22 protein-coding genes are annotated in these 22,256 nt (G+C 54.7%); 9 read left to right on the top strand and 13 right to left on the bottom strand.

What is annotated here, in order from left to right; all coding sequences use genetic code 11:
* Positions 1 to 13 precede the first annotated feature (13 nt).
* Positions 14 to 286 carry a YcgL domain-containing protein gene (locus tag D4100_RS00110; protein WP_065506311.1) on the bottom strand — a complete coding sequence of 91 codons (273 nt, stop codon included), beginning with the start codon at positions 284 to 286 and terminating at the stop codon, positions 14 to 16.
* 136 nt (positions 287 to 422) lie between these two features.
* On the opposite strand from D4100_RS00110, the gene minC reads away from it, so the two are divergent.
* From minC to minE, 3 genes are read left to right on the top strand one after another with little or no spacing between them, the layout of a single operon-like run.
* On the top strand, positions 423 to 1,124 hold the full coding sequence (gene minC, locus D4100_RS00105) for a septum site-determining protein MinC (protein ID WP_065506312.1): 702 nt from the start codon (positions 423 to 425) through the stop codon (positions 1,122 to 1,124).
* Between the two features lie 25 nt (positions 1,125 to 1,149).
* Entirely contained in the window at positions 1,150 to 1,962 is an 813-nt protein-coding gene (gene minD, locus D4100_RS00100; protein WP_013813311.1) for a septum site-determining protein MinD, read from the top strand.
* Between the two features lie 3 nt (positions 1,963 to 1,965).
* The gene (gene minE / locus D4100_RS00095) at positions 1,966 to 2,235 is read left to right on the top strand and encodes a cell division topological specificity factor MinE (protein ID WP_004945472.1); all 270 of its coding nucleotides are present in this window, start codon (positions 1,966 to 1,968) and stop codon (positions 2,233 to 2,235) included.
* Positions 2,236 to 2,471: 236 nt separating this feature from the next.
* On the opposite strand, the gene rnd is transcribed toward minE, so the two are convergent.
* The 5 genes from rnd to D4100_RS00070 form a co-directional block, all read right to left on the bottom strand.
* Entirely contained in the window at positions 2,472 to 3,593 is a 1,122-nt protein-coding gene (gene rnd, locus D4100_RS00090) for a ribonuclease D (protein ID WP_119804082.1), read from the bottom strand.
* Positions 3,594 to 3,682: 89 nt separating this feature from the next.
* Positions 3,683 to 5,371, bottom strand: coding sequence for a long-chain-fatty-acid--CoA ligase FadD (gene fadD / locus D4100_RS00085; protein ID WP_065506313.1), 1,689 nt, complete (start codon positions 5,369 to 5,371; stop codon positions 3,683 to 3,685).
* Positions 5,372 to 5,579: 208 nt separating this feature from the next.
* Positions 5,580 to 6,170, bottom strand: coding sequence for a Slp family lipoprotein (locus D4100_RS00080; protein ID WP_119804081.1), 591 nt, complete (start codon positions 6,168 to 6,170; stop codon positions 5,580 to 5,582).
* Between the two features lie 100 nt (positions 6,171 to 6,270).
* Positions 6,271 to 6,972, bottom strand: coding sequence for a tRNA (adenosine(37)-N6)-threonylcarbamoyltransferase complex dimerization subunit type 1 TsaB (gene tsaB, locus D4100_RS00075; RefSeq protein WP_065506314.1), 702 nt, complete (start codon positions 6,970 to 6,972; stop codon positions 6,271 to 6,273).
* A gap of 65 nt (positions 6,973 to 7,037) precedes the next feature.
* Positions 7,038 to 8,942, bottom strand: coding sequence for a DNA repair helicase YoaA (locus D4100_RS00070; RefSeq protein ID WP_065506315.1), 1,905 nt, complete (start codon positions 8,940 to 8,942; stop codon positions 7,038 to 7,040).
* Between the two features lie 248 nt (positions 8,943 to 9,190).
* Between D4100_RS00070 and D4100_RS00065 the strand changes: the two genes are divergently transcribed.
* Entirely contained in the window at positions 9,191 to 9,535 is a 345-nt protein-coding gene (locus D4100_RS00065; protein WP_065506316.1) for a RidA family protein, read from the top strand.
* Positions 9,536 to 9,592: 57 nt separating this feature from the next.
* Here D4100_RS00065 and mdtI read toward each other — a convergent pair whose 3' ends face one another.
* From mdtI to zwf, 4 genes are all read right to left on the bottom strand, one after another.
* Positions 9,593 to 9,922, bottom strand: coding sequence for a multidrug/spermidine efflux SMR transporter subunit MdtI (gene mdtI, locus D4100_RS00060; protein WP_065506317.1), 330 nt, complete (start codon positions 9,920 to 9,922; stop codon positions 9,593 to 9,595).
* Positions 9,909 to 10,277 carry a multidrug/spermidine efflux SMR transporter subunit MdtJ gene (mdtJ, locus tag D4100_RS00055; RefSeq protein WP_065506318.1) on the bottom strand — a complete coding sequence of 123 codons (369 nt, stop codon included), beginning with the start codon at positions 10,275 to 10,277 and terminating at the stop codon, positions 9,909 to 9,911. The genes mdtI and mdtJ overlap by 14 nt, the downstream gene beginning before the upstream one ends.
* A 552-nt stretch (positions 10,278 to 10,829) precedes the next feature.
* The gene (locus D4100_RS00050; protein ID WP_119802508.1) at positions 10,830 to 11,471 is read right to left on the bottom strand and encodes a bifunctional 4-hydroxy-2-oxoglutarate aldolase/2-dehydro-3-deoxy-phosphogluconate aldolase; all 642 of its coding nucleotides are present in this window, start codon (positions 11,469 to 11,471) and stop codon (positions 10,830 to 10,832) included.
* 154 nt (positions 11,472 to 11,625) lie between these two features.
* Positions 11,626 to 13,101: a glucose-6-phosphate dehydrogenase gene (zwf, locus tag D4100_RS00045; protein ID WP_065506320.1), complete on the bottom strand. Its 1,476-nt coding sequence runs from the start codon at positions 13,099 to 13,101 to the stop codon at positions 11,626 to 11,628.
* 395 nt (positions 13,102 to 13,496) lie between these two features.
* Here zwf and D4100_RS00040 point away from each other — a divergent pair, with 395 nt between their 5' ends.
* The 3 genes from D4100_RS00040 to D4100_RS00030 all read left to right on the top strand — a co-directional run bounded on the left by D4100_RS00040 (position 13,497) and on the right by D4100_RS00030 (position 16,984).
* Positions 13,497 to 14,369: a MurR/RpiR family transcriptional regulator gene (locus D4100_RS00040; RefSeq protein ID WP_006325867.1), complete on the top strand. Its 873-nt coding sequence runs from the start codon at positions 13,497 to 13,499 to the stop codon at positions 14,367 to 14,369.
* 181 nt (positions 14,370 to 14,550) lie between these two features.
* Complete coding sequence (gene pyk, locus D4100_RS00035) at positions 14,551 to 15,993, top strand: pyruvate kinase (protein WP_065506321.1); 1,443 nt, start codon at positions 14,551 to 14,553, stop codon at positions 15,991 to 15,993.
* Between the two features lie 106 nt (positions 15,994 to 16,099).
* Positions 16,100 to 16,984, top strand: coding sequence for a leucine-rich repeat domain-containing protein (locus D4100_RS00030; protein ID WP_065506322.1), 885 nt, complete (start codon positions 16,100 to 16,102; stop codon positions 16,982 to 16,984).
* Between the two features lie 68 nt (positions 16,985 to 17,052).
* Here D4100_RS00030 and lpxM read toward each other — a convergent pair whose 3' ends face one another.
* The 3 genes from lpxM to znuA all read right to left on the bottom strand — a co-directional run bounded on the left by lpxM (position 17,053) and on the right by znuA (position 20,471).
* Positions 17,053 to 18,021: a lauroyl-Kdo(2)-lipid IV(A) myristoyltransferase gene (lpxM, locus tag D4100_RS00025; protein ID WP_065506323.1), complete on the bottom strand. Its 969-nt coding sequence runs from the start codon at positions 18,019 to 18,021 to the stop codon at positions 17,053 to 17,055.
* 149 nt (positions 18,022 to 18,170) lie between these two features.
* Positions 18,171 to 19,493 carry a murein DD-endopeptidase MepM gene (gene mepM, locus D4100_RS00020; protein WP_065506324.1) on the bottom strand — a complete coding sequence of 441 codons (1,323 nt, stop codon included), beginning with the start codon at positions 19,491 to 19,493 and terminating at the stop codon, positions 18,171 to 18,173.
* A 21-nt stretch (positions 19,494 to 19,514) separates the two neighbouring features.
* A complete protein-coding gene (gene znuA, locus D4100_RS00015) occupies positions 19,515 to 20,471 on the bottom strand; it encodes a zinc ABC transporter substrate-binding protein ZnuA (protein WP_065506325.1) in 957 nt (318 codons plus the stop codon).
* Positions 20,472 to 20,549: 78 nt separating this feature from the next.
* On the opposite strand from znuA, the gene znuC reads away from it, so the two are divergent.
* A complete protein-coding gene (gene znuC, locus D4100_RS00010; RefSeq protein WP_065506326.1) occupies positions 20,550 to 21,308 on the top strand; it encodes a zinc ABC transporter ATP-binding protein ZnuC in 759 nt (252 codons plus the stop codon).
* On the top strand, positions 21,305 to 22,090 hold the full coding sequence (gene znuB, locus D4100_RS00005) for a zinc ABC transporter permease subunit ZnuB (RefSeq protein WP_065506327.1): 786 nt from the start codon (positions 21,305 to 21,307) through the stop codon (positions 22,088 to 22,090). Before znuC ends, znuB begins: the two co-directional genes overlap by 4 nt.
* Positions 22,091 to 22,256 lie beyond the last annotated feature (166 nt).

The following is a 22,256-nucleotide window of genomic DNA, read 5'->3' as shown; positions in this document are numbered from 1 at the left end:
GCGCCAGCGGTGATTATTTTTTATCCTCTGACAAATGTCGGTTTAATAAATTTTCTACTGGCGGCGGGAATTGCAGATAAAACCCTTCTTCTTTCAAGGCTTCCTTCACTTTCTCAATATCCGCCGAGGCTAACTTTTCCCGTCCTTCGAGGGAAAGTACCATCGCCAATTGCGGCGTGCCGAAACTTTTCATCAGATCTTCCGGCACTCGGGAGAAATCGTCTTTTTTTTCGACATAAAGATAAGTTTGATCCCGTTTTGGGCTTCTATAGATCACACAAAGCATTTTTTTAACTCTATTTAATTGGGGCAGCGTCTTGCCTGGATATAACTCTGACTATAACATGCTTATAGTACATCGGAATATCGCACCCCGATTGGTATTCCGGGGATTTAAAGTTGCTGAGACTGAGTCAGGATAGATGTCACAATCGCCAATTGAGCTAAAAGGCAGCAGTTTTACCCTATCGGTTGTTCATTTGCATAATTCGGAACCCGAGGTAATTCGTCAGGCGTTACTGGAAAAAGTGGAGCAAGCGCCCGCTTTTTTGAAAAACGCCCCTGTTGTTATCAACGTTGCAACGCTGAACGGCGATGCAAACTGGAAAGAACTTCAACAGGCTGTCACGGCTGCGGGTCTGCGCGTTGTTGGCATCAGCGGTTGCAGAGATGAGCGTCAGAAACGCGCTATAACCCGTGCCGGGCTGCCGTTACTGAACGAAGGCAAAGGCCAGAAAATGGCCGCCCCGGAACCGGCCCCTGCGCCAGTCCCGGTGGTGGATATCAACGCCCCTGCCAAGACGCGAATCATCAGCGCCCCTGTTCGTTCTGGCCAACAAATTTATGCACGCAACTGCGATCTGATCGTGACCAGCAGCGTCAGTGCCGGGGCCGAATTAATTGCCGACGGCAATATTCACATTTACGGCATGATGCGCGGTCGTGCGCTGGCCGGCGCTTCAGGTGATACGCAGTGCCAGATTTTTTGCACGCACCTGGGTGCTGAGCTAGTCTCTATCGCAGGGCAATACTGGTTGAGCGACCAAATCCCGTCCGATTATCTCGGGCAGGCAGCACGGCTCAGCCTGTTGGATAACGCTTTAACCATACAACCTTTAAATTAAGCCCTTTTGACAAGGAATCCATTTCATGGCACGCATTATTGTTGTTACATCGGGTAAAGGGGGCGTTGGCAAGACCACTTCAAGCGCGGCCATCGCTACCGGCTTAGCCCAAAAAGGCAAGAAAACCGTCGTGATCGATTTCGATATCGGTCTGCGGAACCTTGATCTGATCATGGGCTGTGAACGCCGGGTGGTATACGATTTCGTCAACGTGATTCAGGGTGACGCCACGCTGAATCAGGCGTTAATCAAAGACAAACGCACTGATAACCTTTATATCCTGCCGGCTTCGCAAACCCGCGACAAAGACGCACTGACTCGTGAAGGCGTTGAGAAAATCCTCAACGATCTGGGCGAGATGAATTTTGATTTCGTGGTCTGCGACTCCCCTGCCGGTATCGAAACCGGTGCGCTGATGGCGTTGTATTTCGCCGATGAAGCGGTGATCACCACTAACCCGGAAGTCTCCTCGGTACGTGACTCTGACCGTATCCTGGGCATTCTGTCTTCCAAATCCCGTCGCGCTGAGAAAGGCGAAGCTCCTATCAAGGAGCACCTGTTGTTGACCCGTTACAACCCGGGCCGTGTCAGCCGTGGTGATATGCTAAGCATGGAGGACGTGCTGGAAATTCTGCGTATTCCATTGGTCGGCGTTATCCCGGAAGACCAGTCCGTGCTGCGCGCCTCTAACCAGGGTGAGCCAGTTATTCTTGATATCGAGTCAGATGCCGGTAAGGCCTATGACGATACCGTTAGCCGCTTGTTAGGAGAAGAACGCCCCTTCCGCTTCATTGAAGAAGAGAAGAAGGGCTTCCTGAAACGCCTTTTTGGGGGATAAACCATGGCATTACTAGACTTCTTTCTGTCCCGCAAAAAACCGACAGCCAATATAGCCAAGGAACGGCTGCAAATTATCGTCGCAGAGCGTCGTCGTGGGGACAGCGAGCCCCACTATCTGCCTGATTTAAAGCGCGATATTCTGGCGGTAATTTGCAAATACATTCAAATCGACCCTGAAATGCTGCACGTGCAGTTTGAGCAGAAAGGGGATGATATTTCGGTACTTGAACTCAACGTGACATTACCGGAATCGGAAGAAGCAGCTAAATGATTGCGACGCATTAATTACCCCCTGTATATTTTTTGCAGGGGGTAACTGTATGCACATCCAGTTATTGAGATAAAAAACGCCCATTAATCGTTTTTTCGCCTTTGGGATTAATCTCAATTAATGTTGCGCCGCACTTGTTTAAAGTAAATCCTGCCGAAAAATATTTTCTTCGATTATTTTTCACGAATAACCAGAGCAGCGTTTCCTTACCCTGCCCCGATTTTTCTACCTACCGATTAATAATTTTTCAGAATGTCCTGAAGTGGCGACGCTAATAAATCACCGCGCCAACCGCTGACTAATTCCGGCAGGTTATCGCCGCTTTTCAATTTCCAGTGCCAGTTCAGCAGTTGGTTAATCTGCCTGCGCGATGCCAGCAATTCGCTGCTTAACCCGCTTTGTTCACTGACAATAACGATCGCCGCTTTGATATCCTTGAACACTTTCTTATAACCCGGTTGGTCGATCAGGTTGGACAACGGCTCCGGCAGTGCAGCTTCATCCAGCTCGCTGGCCTCGGCCACCAACGCCAGCAACGTCTTACCGTGATAACGAATTTCCGGGCCGCTCAGGCCAAGCGAATCCAATTCCCCCAGCGAAGTTGGCATATAGCGCGCCACCTGCCAGAGATTTTCCTCGCGTACCACAAAATTGACCGCCAAATCACGCTCACGCGCCTGGCGCAGCCGCCATTCCGCCAGCTTCTGCAAACAGCCCAGTTGGCGCGGACGCAACTGCCAGGCGTTGGTGATTTCACGGTAGGCCAATTCCGGCGCCAGCGACTCGCTGCGGCGTTGACACAGCAGCAGACACTCATTGGCGGCGGCGGCAGTCCAACCGGCGTCTTCGGTTTCCTGCACCAGTTGCTTGGCCATCGGCAACAGGTAGAACACATCGGCAGCGGCGTATACGCACTGTTTTTCCGTCAGCGGGCGTGCCAGCCAATCGGTGCGGGATTCGCTTTTATCCAGATCTACCTGCATATACTCCGTCACCAGGGTCGCAAAACCACAAGACAAAGGTCGGCCGGTGAAGGCTGCCAGTATCTGGGTGTCGACCATCGGGGTCGGCAGCGTTTTGAACGCATTCAGGAACACCTCGAGGTCTTCACTGCCGGCGTGCAGGAATTTCACAATTTGGGTATCGCTCAGCAGATCGATAAACGGCTGCCATTGCTTGATCGGCAAGGGATCGATCAGGGAGAGTTGTTCACCGTCGTATAACTGAATCAGGCCTAACTGCGGATAGTAGGTGCGCGTTCTGACAAATTCGGTGTCCAACGCAATCTGGGCATGGTTTCTCGCCTGCTCGCAGACCTGCTGCAATCCGGCATCGGTAGTGATCAACTGATAGTTCAAAACGTCATTCTCTTGGTCGCTTTCATGATTCAAACACAACAACGCCGGCATTCACCGGCGTTGTTGATCTGTAAGGCGTGGATGATAACCTAGGCTGCATCTGCCGCTAGCGGCTTTTTCTGCTCATCACGCAGTTCTCGCCGCAAAATTTTACCGACGTTAGATTTCGGCAACTCGTCGCGGAACTCAACAATTTTAGGCACTTTATACCCGGTCAGGTACCGACGGCAATGGGTCAACAGCTCTTCCTTGGTCAGAGAGGCGTCTTTCTTCACCACGCAAATCTTGACCGTTTCACCGGATACGTCATTCGGTACGCCAATCGCCGCGGATTCCAGCACCTTCGGATGCTGGCTGACCACATCTTCGATCTCATTCGGGTAAACGTTAAAACCGGAAACCAGAATCATGTCTTTCTTGCGGTCGACCACGCGTACAAAGCCCGACTCGTCCACTGTAACTATATCGCCGGTTGCGAGCCAGCCCTCTTTTAACACTTCATCGGTGGCGTCCGGCCGCTGCCAATAGCCTAACATAACTTGCGGTCCTTTAACCCACAGTTCGCCCGGTTCCCCCACCGGCACATCGTGCCCATTATCATCCACCAGCCGAATATCGGTGGAAGATACCGGCAGGCCGATGCTGCCGCTGTAGTGCGTCAGATCGTGCGGGTTACAGGTGACCAGCGGCGCACATTCTGTCAGGCCATAGCCCTCAAGCAAATGCCGGCCGGTGACCTTCTCCCACTTGTCCGCAACCGCCTTCTGTACCGACATCCCGCCGCCGACCGAGAAACGCAAAGTCGAAAAATCCAGCTTGTGAAAATCTTCATTATTGAGCAGCGCATTAAACAGCGTATTGACGCCGCTGATGGCAGTGAATGGGTATTTGGCCAGCTCTTTCACCAACCCCGGAATATCGCGCGGGTTGGTAATCAGCAAATTACGTCCGCCCAACTCGAGAAACAGCAGGCAATTCACCGTCAGCGCAAAGATATGGTAGAGCGGCAATGCAGTGACTATCAATTCCTGACCATCGCGGAACAGCGGCCCGTAGGCGGCGTTGCACTGCGCCAAATTGGCCTGCATATTGCGGTGCGTCAGCATCGCGCCTTTCGCCACGCCAGTGGTACCGCCGGTATATTGCAGGAACGCCAGATCGGAATTGATGATGCCAGGTTTGACATACTGCAAGCGGCGCCCACGCTGCAAAGCGCTACGGAAAGAAATCGCGGCCGGCAGGTGGTATTTCGGCACCAGTCGCTTAATGTATTTCACCACGAAGTTAACCAACGTGCCTTTGGCGGTGGAGAGCTGATCGCCCATACGCGTCAGGATCACATGCTTTACCTGGGTATTGAACACCACTTTTTCCAACGTGTGGGCAAAGTTGGAGACGATTACGATGGCACTGGCGCCGCTGTCATTCAGTTGGTGTTCCAGCTCGCGCGGCGTATACAGCGGGTTAACGTTTACCACCACCATGCCGGCGCGCAAAATACCGAATAGCGCGATAGGATACTGCAACAGGTTTGGCATCATCAGGGCAACGCGATCGCCCTTCTGCAAGCCCAGCTCATTTTGCAGGTAAGCGGCGAAGGCCCGACTGCGTTCTTCCAGCTTACGGAAGGTCATCATCTCGCCCATGTTAATGAAAGCCGGTTGATCGGCATAGCGCTGAACCGCATTTTCAAACATTTCGACCAAAGATGAATAACGATCGGCGTCGATCTCTGCCGGAACATCTGCCGGGTAACGTTTTAACCAGACCTTATCCAAGGTATTACTCCTGAAATCATTGCTCATTATCATCGCAGTCCCCAAGAATGCAGCCAAACCATAACAATATTTTAACTCAGCAGACCAGTTTGGTTTTAAACATTAATTCAGGTTGCGATATACATCACTAATTGGCGGTATTTCCCTGTGCCAAAAGAAAAGGCGGCCGGAGCCGCCCTATTAAAATTTGTTGATCTCAAGCAAAAGCCTACTCGGTAACGATGGTTTGCACCTGTGCCGGACCAGGATTGTACCAGCCGTACCCTACCCCCCAACCCGGGCCCCAGGTACCGCTACGCCAGCCCCATGGCCCCATTGGCGCCGGTGGCATCATCACCTGCTGGGTCAGGCGCCAGCGCTTGTAACCGGTAGCGTTCATCGTCACGAACTTGTACTGCGTCGTGCCGATCTTGCCTTCTTTCACCCCAGTGATTGGCCCGACAACGGTAACCAACTGCCCCTTGAAATCGACCGGCTCCAGAAAACCGTTAACCGTAGCCAGCAAACGGCCCCGCGACGGCTCACCCAAAATCGGCCGGGCACCCGAATCGAGCGGCACCGCCGCGATCTCCAGCACCGTGCGCCCCTGCTCGTTAGCGACGTTCACTACGGTGCCGCCAAAGCGGGCTTCAGCTCCGGCAAACAGATTCGGCGCATTCTGCACCGAAGACAACTGCTGCACCGGCGTTGCCGTACTGCCTTTAATCGCATCCGGTACGGTTACGCAACCTGACAATGCCAGCGCGCTGCAGGCCATGGCCAGCAGCGACATGTTGTTACTTACAGTGCGGGTTAACATCGTCGCAATCTCCTGAAATGACTGTAACTTTGACAGCAAATCGCTGAGCAAGTTGCAGATCATTCATAGCCCGAATTCAACCTCAGCACAATAGGCGCCGTTATTCGCGCCCAGGCAGTTTTTTCCAGGTGACTTCGTTACGCAAGTAAGTCGGTTCGGCATTTTCTACCGCCACCGCCAATCCTTGCTGCCAGGCAAACAGCGCAAGCGGTAGCATATCTTCCGCTTGCGGCAGCAGCATTTGCCCGTCGCGCAGGCCCAGAGAAGCGCCCGCAATCAAGTCCGGGTAAGTTTGCCAGCCGGTACCCACATGCGCCCAGTTGCCTTGCAGGCCTTGCGCACGTTCCAGCGCTTGCTGGGGTGAAAGCACCGCTTCACCTTCGCTTTCCAGCCAACTGCCGTCTTGCAGACGCTCAAACTGGCCCCAGTAGACTTCCCCCATCCGCGCGTCTATCGCCGCCAGCACTCGGTCGGCGCCGGTAACTCGCCAGGCACCTTGCGCCATGGTTTGCAAGGTTGAAATGCCCAGCATTGGTAACCCGGCGCCCAGCGCCAGCCCTTGCGCGATGCCGATACCGATACGCACGCCGGTAAAACTGCCGGGCCCACGGCCAAAAGCCAGTGCGTCGAGTTGATTAAGGGTTAAACCGGATTCCGCCAGCACTTGCTGTACCATCGGTAAAATGCGTTGCGTATGCTCACGTGGGCACAGTTCAAACAGGGCGTGGACTTCGCCTTGATTCCAGATGGCAACGGAACAGGCTTCCGTCGCCGTATCGATCGCTAAAATTCGCGTGGACATACCAACCTCTGGCGGGAAAAAACAGGGCGCGCATTGTAGCACAGCCCCGTGTCCGCGCCTATCCGCTAGCGTTCAGCCTGCAGGAAGGCGATCGCCTGGGCGATATCCCGGGTACGCGGCGTCGGCGGCAGACTATTGAGGAACACCTCGCCATAAGGCCGCATCACCAGGCGGTTATCGCAGATCACCAACACGCCGCGATCGTCCGTATCGCGGATCAGGCGTCCGACGCCCTGCTTCAGGGTAATGACCGCATCCGGCAATTGCACGTCGTTGAACGGATCGCCGCCACGCAGCCGGCAGTCTTCAATTCGCGCCTTCAACAGCGGATCGTCCGGCGAGGTAAACGGCAGTTTGTCGATGATCACGCAAGACAGCGCGTCACCGCGCACGTCCACGCCTTCCCAGAAACTGCTGGTCGCCACCAACAACGCGTTGCCGGCTTCGACAAACTGCGCCAATAGTTGGCCTTTGCTGGTCTCCCCCTGCAACAGTACCGGCAGCGTCATGGTGGCACGGAACTCCTCCGCCAGTTCGCGCATCATCTGGTGCGAGGTGCAAAGGAAGAAACAGCGCCCGTTATTAGCTTCAATCAAGGGTCGCAGCATGCGCGCCAGCTGGCGGGCGCCGCCGGGTTGATTGGGCGAAGGCAGAAAACGCGGTACGCACAGCAACGCCTGTTTGGCGTAGTCGAACGGGCTAGGCAGCAGCAAGGTCTTGGCTTTGGTCAGGCCCAACCGTTCGGTAAAGTGCCCCATTTGCTCATTGACCGACAGCGTTGCCGAGGTGAAAATCCAGCTGCCCGGTTTCTCATCCAGCAGCTCACGGAAGCGATCCGCCACTGTCAGCGGCGTCAGCGCCAGCACGAAGTGGCGTGAATTGCATTCATACCAGTAACTGAAGCCCGGCTCATTGACCTCTTTCAGTCGTTTGAGGCGTGCACGATACAGTGTAGCGCGCTCGAAGGCGGCATCCAGCAAGGCCGAGCGGCCGAGGGACAGTTTAACCACGTCGTAGCACAGCTCCAGCGCGTCATCGAGCAGCAGCAGGGCGCGCTGCACGTTCGGTTGACTGAGCACGTCACGCAGGTTGCCGCGAAACCCCGGTTCTCCCAACATCAAACGGAAATCCTGGGTGCTCTGGCTGAGGCGATCGGCGCTTTTTTGCAACTGCGCGGCGTCACGGACTTCGGTACGGTAGGCAATGGTAATGTCTTTAGCCAGATCCAACAGTTGGCGGCTGGTCAGCTGCTTGCCGAAATACTGGCTGGCAATATCCGGGATCTGATGGGCTTCGTCGAAAATCATCACGTCGGCTTCAGGAATCAACTCGGCAAACCCGCCCTCTTTCACCACCATATCCGCCAGAAACAGATGATGGTTCACCACGATAACGTCAGCATCCATGGCCCGACGGCGGGCTTTGACCACAAAGCAATCTTTATACAGCGGGCAGTCGCTGCCCAGGCAGTTGTCGTTGGTGCTGGTCACCAGCGGCCAGATAAAGCTGTCTTCCGCCACGTCGCTGCAACTGCTGATGTCGCCTTCTTTGGTCAATGACGACCATTTACGCAGATGAACCAGATCGATCAGCGTCTGCCCGGCCAACTCACCGCCGGCCATCGATTGTTGCTCCAGGCGTTCCAGGCACAGATAGTTGGAGCGGCCCTTCAGCAACGCCATCTTGCCTTTGTACTTGAGCGCTTTGGCGACGGTAGGCAGATCGCGCGCGTAAAGCTGGTCTTGCAGGGCCTTTGAACCGGTGGAAATAATCACTTTGCGATCGGCACGCAGCGCCGGCGCCAAATAGGCGAAGGTTTTACCGGTGCCGGTGCCCGCTTCGACCACCAGCTCCTGTTTGAAATTAATGGCTTCGGTTACGGCTTCCGCCATCTGCCGCTGAGGTTCGCGCGGTTTGAAACCCTTGATTGCCTGCGCCAGTGCGCCGTCTGTTGCGAAATCGTCCGTCACGCTATCTCTCTGCCAGTGTAATTCAGCGGTGATTATGCCAATCCTGCCGCACGGCTACCACCGACTTTTAGCCGATGGCTTTCAAGTTGGTCGCTCTGGCGCATCCACGCGCTCGCGGCATTTGCATATCCCTGTACAGCACAGTGCAGGTAACAGGACTGTAGCTTGAAAGACGACGGGTTTATCGCCACGCATTTCTACCGTTGGCTGTGTTACCCTTAAGGTGATGATGATATGGAGATAACTGAATGAATATCGAACGCATTGACCCCGATCAGCGCTGGTCCGAAGCCGTGGTTCACAACGACACCGTCTATTACACCAGCGTGCCGGAAAATCTGGATGACGACGCCACAGCACAGACGGCAAACACCCTGGCAGCCATTGACGTGCTGCTGGCTCGCGTTGGCTCCGACAAGAGCCGAGTGCTGGATGCCACGATTTTCCTGGCTGACGCTGCCGACTTCGCCGCGATGAACGCCGCCTGGGATGCCTGGGTGGTCGCCGGCAGCGCGCCGGTACGCTGCACCGTGCAGGCCAAATTAATGAACCCGAAGTACAAGGTTGAAATCAAGATTATCGCCGCGCTGTAAACAAAAAACCGCAGGGAGTGACCCCCGCGGTTTTTACTTTGTCATTCTGCGCGCTGATTAAGCCAGTTTGATAATCACCATGCCCGCCAACAGCAGCGCCAGGCCGATCCAGCCCTTGGCATTCAGCCGCTGGCCGAACAGGATCCAACCGGCAGCAATGGTCGCGGCAATACCGAAACCGCCCCAAAGCGCATAGGCCACCGACAGATCAATCCCCTTCACCGCCTGCGCCAGCGCACTGAACGCGCCCAACACCGACAGCAGAGACAACAGACCCATCCACATTTTACGGAAGCCGTCCGACATTTTCAGAAAGATGTTGGCGACAATTTCCAAGACAATCGCCAGTGCCAGAAACCCGATGTGGTACAACTCAAGCTGTTGCATGGTTGTCACCTCGCGGGCTGACCTGTTTTCGATCCTTGCGGGTACCGGACTTCACCAGCATGATGCCGGCAATCAGCGTCACCAGACCCAACACTTTCAACGCAGAGATCGGCTCATCAAACCACAATACGCTGAACAGCGTGATAAACAGGATACCGATGCCTTCCCACAGCGCATAAGCCACGCCAAGGGCGACGCGTTTTATCGCCAGCGACAACATTACGTAAGAAGCGGTGATCATCACATACATCACAATATGACCGGTCATGCCACCGCTGATACTGGCGTATTTCATTGACAGAGTACCGATAATTTCGGCCACGATAGCCAAACCCAAAAAGATCCAATAAATCATGATTTTTCTCCCAAACGGCGAATAACGCACGCTAAGGCATATTTATCCCGATTTATCTCGTCGGACAGGCGCAACGAGGCGCTGACGACGCAGAGATCCCTGGGGATAAACTGACCCAAACGTAATAAAAATGTTTGCCCGGCTACGCGGAATGACGAAGGACTGAGCCTGTCACCAGCACCGGTTAAGGGAGAAAGACGCTATAGCTCGCTGCACCAGTGATGCTCACTGGCAAGGATGGCAGACAGGAAAAGTTGGCAAGTAGAGGTTTTGAGGGTGGTTCCATTAAGTTTCATCATAATTATTCTCTATTCTCAGCCGCACACCGTGCGATTTGCCCAATATCCTCATAAAAGTGAAATTTTCAACTGCGATATTTGTACCATAGCCAAAATAATAAAGCAAACTGCCATTTTTCACAGAAAACAGAAAAAAACGGGTTAAAAATAAGAAAGTTAAGCATTTTAAAAATAAAAAAAGGTTCAACGCGCCGTTGAACCTTGATGATTTCAGGGATGGGCAAACTATCGCCGAACCCAGGCTCGGCGCGGGTTACAACGCAGCGCCCTTGACGGCGCTGCGCGCCAGTTCGCTGATGCGTTCGTAGTCGCCGATCTCCAACGCATCGGCCGGCACCAGCCAGGATCCGCCGATGCACAGCACGCTTTTCAGCGCCAGGTAATCTCGGTAGTTATTCGGCGTGATGCCACCGGTCGGACAAAAACGCACCTGCGGGAATGGGCCGCCGATAGCCTGCAACGCTTTCACGCCGCCGTTGGCTTCTGCAGGGAAGAACTTGAATTCGCGCAACCCGTGATCCATGCCCAACATCAGCTCTGAAACGGTGCTGATGCCCGGAATTAACGGAATGGTTCCTGCGGTAGCGGCTTTCAGCAGCGCCTCGGTCAGGCCTGGGCTGATAGCGAATTGCGCACCGGCCTCAGTCACTTCTTGCAACTGCTGGGGATTAATCACCGTACCTGCGCCGATAATCGCCTCCGGCACTTCTTGGGCGATGGTGCGGATCGCCTCCATGGCGCAGGCGGTACGTAGTGTCACCTCCAGCACGCGAACACCACCGGCGACCAGCGCCCTGGCCAGCGGCACCGCATGTTCCAGTTTATTGATCACAATGACCGGAACCACCGGGCCTGCCGTCAGGATTTGTTCTGCGCTGGTTTTCCAGTTTTTCATTAATACCTTCTCCACTACTTACGGTTTATAAATGGCACGCCCCTGCCACAGGGCTCCGCAAGTTAATGCGGGCGTCCGGCCGTACCCTAAGTGAGGTTGTTGTCCCGCGTTCAACGGGCAAAAAAATGCCGGCAGATAAACTGCCGGCGACCTGTTACTCGAACTCGTTCCAGGAACGGCCATCGCGGGTGATCATCGCGACCGAGGCTACCGGGCCCCAGGTACCGGACTGGTACGGCTTCGGCGCTTCGTTGTCCGCTTTCCAGGCGTCCATGATGGAGTCCACCCATTTCCAGGCTTCTTCCACCTCGTCACGACGCACGAACAGCGCCTGAATACCGCGCATGGTCTCCAGCAGCAAGCGCTCGTAGGCGTCTGCCACGTGCTCCTGATTGAAGGTTTCCGAGAAGCTCAGATCCAGCTTGGTGGTTTGCAGGCGGTGCTTGTGATCCAACCCCGGTACCTTATTCAGTACCTGGATCTCGATACCTTCATCCGGCTGCAGACGAATGGTCAACTTGTTCTGCGGCAGTTGCTGGTAAGAGTCGCTGAACAGGTTCAACGGCGGGTTCTTGAAGTAAACCACTACTTCAGAACATTTGGTCGGCAGGCGCTTGCCGGTACGCAGATAGAACGGCACGCCGGCCCACTGCCAGTTGTCGATATCCACGCGGATAGAGACGAAGGTTTCGGTGTTGCTGCTTTTGTTCGCCCCTTCCTCTTCCAGATAGCCCGGCACTTTTTTGCCCTGCACAAAACCGGCGGTGTATTGGCCGCGCACCGTGGTTTCGCGCACATTGCTCTGATTAATGCGGCGCAGCGAGCGCAGCACCTTCACTTTTTCGTCACGAATGCGATCGGTGGTCAAATCCGCCGGTGGCGACATGGCAATCATGGTCAGAATTTGCAGCAGGTGGTTCTGGATCATGTCGCGCATCTGGCCGGCCTGATCAAAGTAACCCCAACGCCCTTCGATGCCCACCTCTTCCGCCACGGTGATCTGTACGGAATCGATGGTACGGTTGTCCCAGTTGGAGGCAAACAGCGAGTTGGCGAAACGCAGCGCCAGCAGGTTCAGCACCGTTTCTTTACCGAGGTAGTGGTCAATACGGTAAACCTGGGACTCGTTGAAGTATTCCGCCACCTGATCGTTGATCACGCGGGAAGACGCCAGATCGGTGCCCAACGGTTTTTCCATCACGACGCGCGCCGGGTCGTGGTTCAGCTTTGCCTCGCCCAACCCTTTGCAGATCGCGCCGAAGGTGCTTGGCGGCATGGCGAAATAGTTGATGGTGGTGCGATGCTTCTGGTCCAGCATTTTACCCAGTTTGGTAAAGTTTTTGCTGTCGTTCACATCCAGGTTGCAGAAATCCAGGCGTGCGCTCAGCGTGGCCCAGAGTTCGTCATCCAGCTTTTCTTTCATAAAGGTGCCAAGCGCTTCCTTGACCACCTTGATATAGGCTTCTTTATCCCACTCGGCACGACCAACGCCGATAATCCGGGTTTCCGGGTGGATATGGCCGGCTTTTTCTAACTGGTACAGGGAAGGCAGCAGCTTACGACGCGCCAAATCGCCCTTCGCGCCGAAAATAACCAGGTCACACGCCTGGGCTGTAGAGGTTACCGCCATGTTCATCTCCTCGTTGCAGGATATTTGTAATTTTCTTACATTACTAATGTACTCTCTTTGACTACGGCCAGTAAACCCGGATCAAAAGCAGAAAAAAAGCCCCAGAAACTCCAGTGTTAAGCGCGATCGGGCCTAAACGCCGCCGCCGAAACCAAAAACTGTAATTTTCTGTCTTTTTTGACGCTCTTTTACCATTATGAAAGTTAGACACAGGTCATGTTCTGATGAAAAAAGTCTGCATACCCTCTGTCGAGACTGCCAACGGTTACCGGCACGTAGTATATTTTCATTAAACCGGCATTGATTTCTCCTTTGATTGAAATCGACATATCCGATGGATTTCAGGTGGAAACTTGAAAGATTGCGGGTATAAAACCATGAGTGACTCTCGTTATATGAATACGCTGGAAAAAATCCAGAGCCATCTGGAGCTCCTGAGCAAATCTGAAAGGAAAGTCGCCGAGGTGATCCTGGCCTCCCCGCAAACCGCCATTCACTCCAGTATCGCAACGCTGGCCAAAATGGCGGACGTCAGCGAACCTACCGTCAATCGTTTTTGCCGCCGTCTCGATACCAAGGGTTTCCCGGATTTCAAGCTGCATCTGGCGCAAAGCCTGGCCAACGGCACCCCTTACGTAAATCGCAACGTGGAGGAAGATGACAGCGTCGATTCCTACACCGGTAAAATATTTGAATCGGTAATGGCCTGTCTGGATACAGTAAAGGCAAATTTAGATATTGCCGCAATCAATCGTGCGGTTGACCTGCTTACGCAGGCAAAAAAGATCTCTTTCTTTGGTTTAGGCGCGTCGGCGGCGGTCGCCCACGACGCGATGAACAAATTTTTCCGTTTTAATATCCCGGTGGTCTACTTCGATGACATCGTCATGCAGCGCATGGGATGCATGAACTCCAGCGAAGGCGACGTGGTGGTGCTGATTTCCCACACCGGCCGCACCAAAAACCTGGTTGAAATGGCGCAACTGGCGCGTGAAAACGACGCCACGGTGATCGCCATCACCTCCCGCGATACCCCTCTCGCCCATGCGGCGACGCTGTCTCTGCTGCTTGATGTGCCGGAGGATACTGACGTTTATATGCCGATGGTGTCCCGAATTGCGCAATTAACGCTCATCGACGTTCTGGCCACCGGATTTACCTTGCGCAGAGGGGCTAAATTCAGAGATAACTTGAAGCGGGTCAAGGAAGCGTTAAAAGAATCGCGCTTTGATAAGGGTGCGGTTATCCCGAATAATTTCGACTCGTAACCGATGTAAAAAACCTGCCGGGAAGATTCGAACGGCAGTATTAGATGCAGTACCTGTAAAACGCTCATGCGGGTAACCCGGGTGAAACATCAGTGTAGTAAAATTACATTTCACTCCTGGTTTCGTTATCCGACGTTATCGCAACACCAATACTTTGCTTCACCAGTCAACGGAGTAATACATGTCCAGACGGCTCAGAAGAACCAAAATTGTTACCACCCTTGGCCCGGCTACTGACCGCGACAATAATCTGGAAAAGATCATTGCCGCAGGCGCTAACGTGGTTCGGCTCAACTTTTCCCACGGCAGCGCGGAAGATCATCAGGCTCGTGCAGATAAAGTGCGCGAAATCGCTGCCAAACTGGGGCGTCACGTCGCTATTCTGGGCGACCTGCAAGGGCCGAAAATCCGCGTTTCCACCTTTAAGGAAGGCAAAATCTTCCTCAATATTGGTGACAAATTCCTGCTCGATGCCAACATGTCAAAAGGTGAAGGCGATAAAGAAAAAGTCGGTATCGACTATAAAGGCCTGCCAGCCGACGTGGTACCGGGCGACGTACTGCTGCTGGACGACGGCCGCGTACAGCTGAAAGTGCTCGAAGTTCAGGGCATGAAAGTGTTTACCGAAGTGACCGTTGGCGGCCCGCTGTCCAACAACAAAGGCATCAACAAGCTGGGCGGTGGCCTGTCCGCAGAAGCCCTGACCGAGAAAGATAAAGCCGATATCATCACCGCGGCGAAAATCGGCGTCGACTATCTGGCGGTTTCCTTCCCGCGTACCGGCGAAGATCTGAACTACGCACGCCGTCTGGCGCGCGATGCAGGTTGCAACGCCAAGATCGTTTCTAAAGTTGAACGTGCCGAAGCCGTGTGCAGCGACGAAGCAATGGACGACATCATCCTGGCTTCCGACGTGGTGATGGTTGCCCGTGGCGACCTGGGTGTCGAAATCGGCGATCCTGAACTGGTCGGCATCCAGAAAAAACTGATCCGTCGCGCCCGCACGCTGAACCGCGCCGTCATCACCGCGACCCAGATGATGGAATCGATGATCACCAACCCGATGCCAACCCGCGCCGAAGTCATGGACGTGGCGAACGCCGTGCTGGATGGTACCGACGCCGTCATGCTGTCTGCCGAAACCGCAGCGGGCCAGTACCCGGCCGAAACCGTAGCGGCAATGGCACGTGTTTGTTTGGGCGCTGAAAAGATCCCAAGCATCAACGTTTCCAAACACCGCTTGGACGTGCAGTTCGACAACATCGAAGAAGCCATTGCCATGTCTTCAATGTACGCAGCCAACCACCTGAAAGGCGTAACTGCACTGATCGCCATGACAGAATCAGGCCGTACTGCGCTGATGATGTCCCGCATCAGCTCCGGGTTGCCGATCTTCGCCATGTCACGTCATGAGCACACGCTGAACCTGACCGCGCTCTATCGCGGCGTTACCCCGGTTTACTTCGACAGCCATAACGACGGCGTCGTCGCGGCCAATGATGCGGTGAATCGCCTGCGCGACAAAGGCTTCCTGGTTTCAGGCGACCTGGTTATCGTGACGCAGGGCGACGTGATGGAAACCGTTGGCACCACCAACACCAGCCGTATCCTGCGCGTCGAGTAATCGCGCTTGCCGCCGGCCGTTAACGCGGCCGGCATTTTTTCCCGCACCGCTCTTTCCGCCTGATAAACTCGTCTCCAGTCGCCACGACGGCAAACGGAGAGCCAAGATGCTTCATCAACACCCACAGCAAAACTGCAGCTCGCTTGAACTGGATCTTGACGGCCAGGGGCTGGAAAGCCTGGAGGGATCCCACCTGCAGGGTAGCGCATTACTGAAAATCAGCTTGTACGGCAATCGCCTCCGCCAGTTCCCGGCGCAAATTTTTCAGCATCGCGACCTGCAGGTACTGAATATCTCTTGCAACCAACTCAGTGAACTGCCGGAAGAACTAGGTCAATTGCAAAAGCTGGCGATGCTGGATTGCGGCCACAACAAAGCCGACCGGGTGCCCGCCGGCATCGGCCAACTCAGCGAACTGACTTATCTTTATCTGAGCGACAACGCTTTCAGCACGCTGCCCAGCGAGCTGGGCTGCTTGCATAAATTGCGTTATCTGAACGTGACCGATAACCAACTAAGCGAACTGCCTGCTGCCATTGTTCAATTGAGTGGTTTGCAGGAATTGAGGCTATATAACAACCAGATTACCGCGCTGCCGGCTACCATCGGCCAGTTGACCGCGCTGCGGGAACTGCATCTGATGAACAATCGCCTGGAAACGCTGCCTGAAGAAATCTCGCAATGCCCTGAACTGGCGGTACTGGACGTGGAAAATAACGCCATCAGCAAGCTGCCTGCGGCACTCTGCCACCTGGCCAACCTGACCGACCTCAATCTGCGCTCTAATCGGCTACGGCAGCTTCCAGACGGCTTTGGTCAACTAACCACGCTCACCACGCTTGATCTGCGTGCCAACCGCTTGTGTGAGCTGCCGGACAGCATGGCGGCATTGACTCGCCTGCGGCGATTGGATTTGCGCTGGAACAACTTCGCCCAGATGCCGGCGGTGCTGGAGCCGTTGATTGCGCAGGGCTGCCTGGTACATATATAAGCGCAGCAAAAACAAAGGGCCAGACACCTTTCGATGACTGGCCCTTCAGGCCTGAGCGACGATGTCGCTTAGCGATACAAATCGTCGCGCGAATAGGGCTCGGTTTCCCCTTCTTTACGCGTTTTCAGCAGTTTGAGGATCCAGGTGTACTGCTCTGGATTCGGCCCCACCAAATTCTCAACTTCTTCATTCATGCGGCGCGCAATATAGGGATCGTCAGCCACGGCCAAATCATCCATCGGCGGGCGAATATAGATATCCAACATGCTGGTTTTGCCGTCATACACCGGGAACAAAGGCACGATTGCCGCACGGCACACCTTCATCAAACGGCCTACCGCCGGCAACGTCGCTTTATAGGTAGCGAAAAAGTCGACGAACTCGCTGTGTTCGGCACCGTGATCCTGATCGGGCAGATAATAGCCCCAATACCCCTGACGCACTGAACTGATAAATGGCTTGATGCCGTCATTGCGCGCATGCATCCGGCCACCGAACTTACGGCGCACCGCATTCCACAGATAATCCACCAGGGGATTGCTTTGGTTGTGGAACATCGCCGCCATCGGCTGGCCACGCGCCGCCATCAGCATTGCGGGCACATCCACCGCCCAACCATGCGGCACCAGGAAAATCACGTTTCGGCCTTCCTCGCGGATCTTATCCAGCACCTCTTCACCATGCCAACGCACGCGCTTCAGCACTTTCTCCGGTTTGGTGCAGGCCAGTTCCGCCATCAGAATCATCGATTGCGGTGCGGTGGCGAACATCTCGTCAATAATATGCTCGCGTTCGTTCTCCGGTACTTCCGGCAGGCAATACAGCAAGTTGATACGCGCACGGCGGCGCGCGCTTTTGGCCACTTTGCCGGCCAACTTGCCCACGGCTCCGAGCACCGGGTCGCGCAAGCGAGCAGGGATCAGTGAAATACCGGCCATCAACCCGGTTCCCAGCCAAACGCCCCAGTAGCGCGGATGGTAAAAGGCTTTTTGAAATTGCGGGATGAACTCCAGGTTCGATTTTTTCTCGTTTTGCATGCACAAGCTCTTAACTTAGCGGTTCGGCTAATCATAATTGCAAAGAATGATTTTGCAATTAACAACCACGAATCGCCAATATAAAACAGCATCGGCCCGCAATCAGGCCGATGGGATCACTGGCGCGGCAACGCGCCCGAACAGAAGGATCAATCCAGCTGAAGTTGAGGAACCACTTCCTTCACCTGCGCCAGATAATCGCTGCGATCTTTACCGCTCAGCCCTTCAGAGCGCGGCAGTTTCGCCGTCAATGGGTTGACTGCCTGTTGGTTGGTCCACATTTCGAAATGCAGGTGCGGCCCGGTAGAACGACCGGTGTTGCCCGATAACGCGATACGGTCGCCACGTTTCACCTTCTGCCCTGGCTTAACCAGCAGTTTTTTCAGGTGCATATAACGTGTGGTGTACTGGCGACCATGGCGAATCGCCACATAATTGCCTGCGGCACCGCTGCGTTTGGCGATCAATACTTCACCGTCCCCCACCGCCAGCACCGGAGTACCAACCGGCATCGCAAAATCGACGCCTTTGTGCGGCGCAATGCGCCCGGTTACCGGATTCACCCGGCGCGGATTGAAGTTTGAAGAAATGCGGAACTGCTTCATGGTTGGGAAGCGCATAAAGCCGCGCGCCAGGCCGGAGCCTTGACGATCATAGAATTTGCCGTCTTCGGCGCGGATGGCGTAATAATCCTTGCCGCCGGAACGCATGCGCACGCCCAGCAACTGGCTTTGCGAGCTCTTGCCGTCAAAGTGTTCGCGGGACATCAATACCGAGAATTGGTCGCCTTTGCGCAGTTTGCGGAAATCCAACTGCCACTGCAGCGCTTTGATCACCGCATTGATTTCGGCGCGGCTCAGGCCGGCATCACTGGCGCTGCTGACGAAACTGCCATTGAGGCGGCCGCTGATCACGTTATTACGCCACTCGCCCTGTTGGGCTTCCTGAGTTTCCTTGAAACTGTTGCCTACGCGATCGTAGGTACGGGTTTCACGCCGAGAAATTTCCCAGGTCAAACGTTGCAGATCGCCGGCATCGTTTACCGTCCACGACAGTTGCTGACCGATCTTCAGATTACGCAGGTCGCGATTTTGCGATGCGAGCAGAGATACGTCTGACATATCTATGCCGTACTGGGTCAGAATGCTGCCCAGCGTATCGCCGGTAGAAACTACATATTCATGCACGCCATCTTCGCCGGCGACCTTCTGGTCCAGCTCATCCTGTGGGATGTCATCATCGGGAGTGGCTTGGTCAAGGTCGATCGGCTCACTGGCTTCTGGCAGTAAGGACCGTAACTGGCTGGATTCTAACTCGATATTCTTAACGATAGGGTTATGATCTGGGTGATAAACAAAAGGCCGCCAAACGGCAACGGCCAGTGTGACCACTGTCAGCGACCCCAGCATGACGCGATGGGGCCGTGGCAGATTGTTATACGCCAGAGCGATAGTTCGGACTATCTGCTGCACTCGATATTATCCTCATAATCTTTACTTCAGGCAGCTCACGTACTGGCTTGACAGCTGAGTCAGGAAGTTCCCGTAGCTGTCTTTCCCCAGTGCGATGCCGGTGCCCAGCGGGTCCAGCGTTCCAGAACGCACTTTGGTCCCCTTGGCAACGGCATTGATTACGGCCGGTCTGAATTGTGGCTCAGCAAAAACGCAGACTGCTTTCTGCTCAACCAACTGTGTTCGAATTTGGTGTAAGCGCTGTGCTCCAGGCTGTATTTCGGGATTAACGGTAAAATGGCCCAGTGGGCTCAAGCCGAAGTGTTTTTCAAAGTAGCCGTAAGCGTCATGAAAAACAAAATATCCCTTACCTTGCACAGGCCTAAGCATGTTACCAACATTTTTGTCAGTTTGCGTCAGCAGATTCTCGAACTGGCGCAGGTTTGCGTCTAATTTGTCCTTATTTTGCGGCATAAGTTCCAATAACCTGTCGTGAATCGCGATCGCGGTCACTTTTGCCACTTCCGGGGACAACCAAACGTGCATATTATATTCGCCGTGATGATGGCCGTCCTCTTCTTCATGATCCGCATGATTATGCGCATCGGCTGCATGATCATTGCCATGATCGTGATCATCGTCGCCCTTCATCAACAAGGGTTTGATCCCGTTAAGTTCGCTGATAGCCAACTGCCGATTGGCCGAAACCGGAGTTAACGACTTGGTCAGAAAAGCTTCCATGTCCGGCCCCACCCACACCACCAGATCGGCGGCACGCAGGCGTTGGATATCGGAAGGCCGCAGAGCAAAATCATGCGGCGAAGCACCATCCGGCAACAGCACCTCGGTGGGTGTCACGCCATCGGCTATCGCAGAAGCGATAAACCCCAGAGGACGAATGGAAGTCACTACCGCGGCATAAGCGCCGTTCAGCGGCCCGACCATCATCAATGCGCTGGCCAGCAGCGTACGTTGCAGCCATTTATTTTTCTGTGCCATTCTCAGTAATCCCGTCGTTTTCATCAGCGAGGCGTGATATTATAACATTCGGTTAGTTCTGCAAAATGTAATCACGAGATGTCTACACTGACAACGCTAAAAAATATCACCGTCACCTTTGGTAGCCGCAAGGTTCTGTCGAATATTTCGCTCAACCTCCAGCCGGGCCGTATTCTGACGCTGCTCGGCCCTAACGGCGCGGGTAAATCTACGCTGGTACGGGTGGTGCTGGGGCTAATTGCGCCAACCGAAGGCACCATTGTGCGCGAGCCGGGCCTGCGCATCGGTTATGTGCCGCAAAAACTGCACCTCGACGCCACCCTGCCACTCACCGTCAGCCGTTTTATGCGCCTGAAACCCGGTGTAAAAAAAGCTGATATCCTGCCTGCGCTGAAACGCGTGCAGGCGGCTCATCTGCTCGATCAACCGATGCAAAAGCTCTCCGGCGGCGAAAACCAGCGGGTTCTGCTGGCACGTGCGCTGTTGAATAAACCGCAGTTGCTGGTGCTGGATGAACCGACGCAGGGGGTCGACGTCAACGGCCAACTGGCGCTGTACGATCTGATCGATCAACTGCGTAAAGAGTTGGGCTGTGCGGTATTGATGGTTTCCCATGACCTGCATCTGGTGATGGCAAAAACCGATGAAGTGCTGTGTCTCAACCAACACATCTGCTGTTCCGGCGCGCCGGAAGTGGTCTCCATGCACCCTGAATTTATCGCCATGTTTGGTAATCGGGGAGCGGAGCAGCTGGCGGTTTATCGCCACCACCATAACCACCGTCACGACCTGCAAGGACGAATCGTGTTGAAGAAAACCGGGGGCCGTGAGGCATGATCGAACTGTTATTACCCGGCTGGCTGGCCGGGGTGCTGCTGGCTGGGGCCGCCGGCCCGCTAGGCTCATTTGTTGTCTGGCGCCGAATGTCCTACTTTGGCGATACCTTGGCGCACGCCTCGCTGCTTGGTGTGGCCTTCGGCCTGCTGTTGGATGTGAATCCTTTTTATGCGGTGATTGCCGTAACGCTGGTGCTGGCTCTGGTGCTGGTGTGGCTGGAGCGCCGGCCGCAACTTTCCGTTGATACCCTGCTCGGCATTATGGCGCATAGCGCGCTGTCGCTGGGTTTGGTGGTGGTGGCGCTAATGTCCAACGTGCGGGTCGATCTGATGGCTTACCTGTTTGGCGATCTGTTGTCTGTCACCTTTAGCGATATCTGGATGATTGGTATCGGCGTCAGCGTCGTGCTGCTGATCCTGTGGTGGCAGTGGCGCAACCTGCTGTCGATGACCATCAGCCCTGAGCTGGCGCATGTAGACGGCGTTAATCTGGTACGGGCGCGCACCGTGCTGATGCTGGTCACCGCTCTGACCATTGGTCTGGCGATGAAGTTCGTCGGCGCGCTGATCATCACTTCTTTGCTGATTATTCCGGCGGCGACGGCTCGTCGTTTCGCCCGTACGCCTGAGCAAATGGCCGGTTATGCGGTGCTGACAGGCATGCTTGCCGTCACTGGCGGGCTGGCCTTCTCGGCATTTTACGATACCCCGGCCGGCCCATCTGTGGTGCTGAGCGCTGCGGTGCTGTTTGTGCTGAGTTTATTCAGGAAGCAGCAGGCCTGATTCCAGGCTGTCTGCAGATGTGACAAGGGCCGCAACAGCGGCCCTAATGAGATGGTCACCCCCACCCTGTGAGGCGTACGCTGACAGGGTGTTTTTCTTTCTGAAGGGGATCATCATGCAAAACGTTACGCTGATTGGTATCGACCTTGGTAAACACAGCTTCCAC

Source organism: Serratia inhibens (assembly GCF_003591175.1).
Lineage (GTDB): Bacteria > Pseudomonadota > Gammaproteobacteria > Enterobacterales > Enterobacteriaceae > Serratia > Serratia inhibens.
This window is presented reverse-complemented; position numbering and strand designations above follow the sequence as displayed.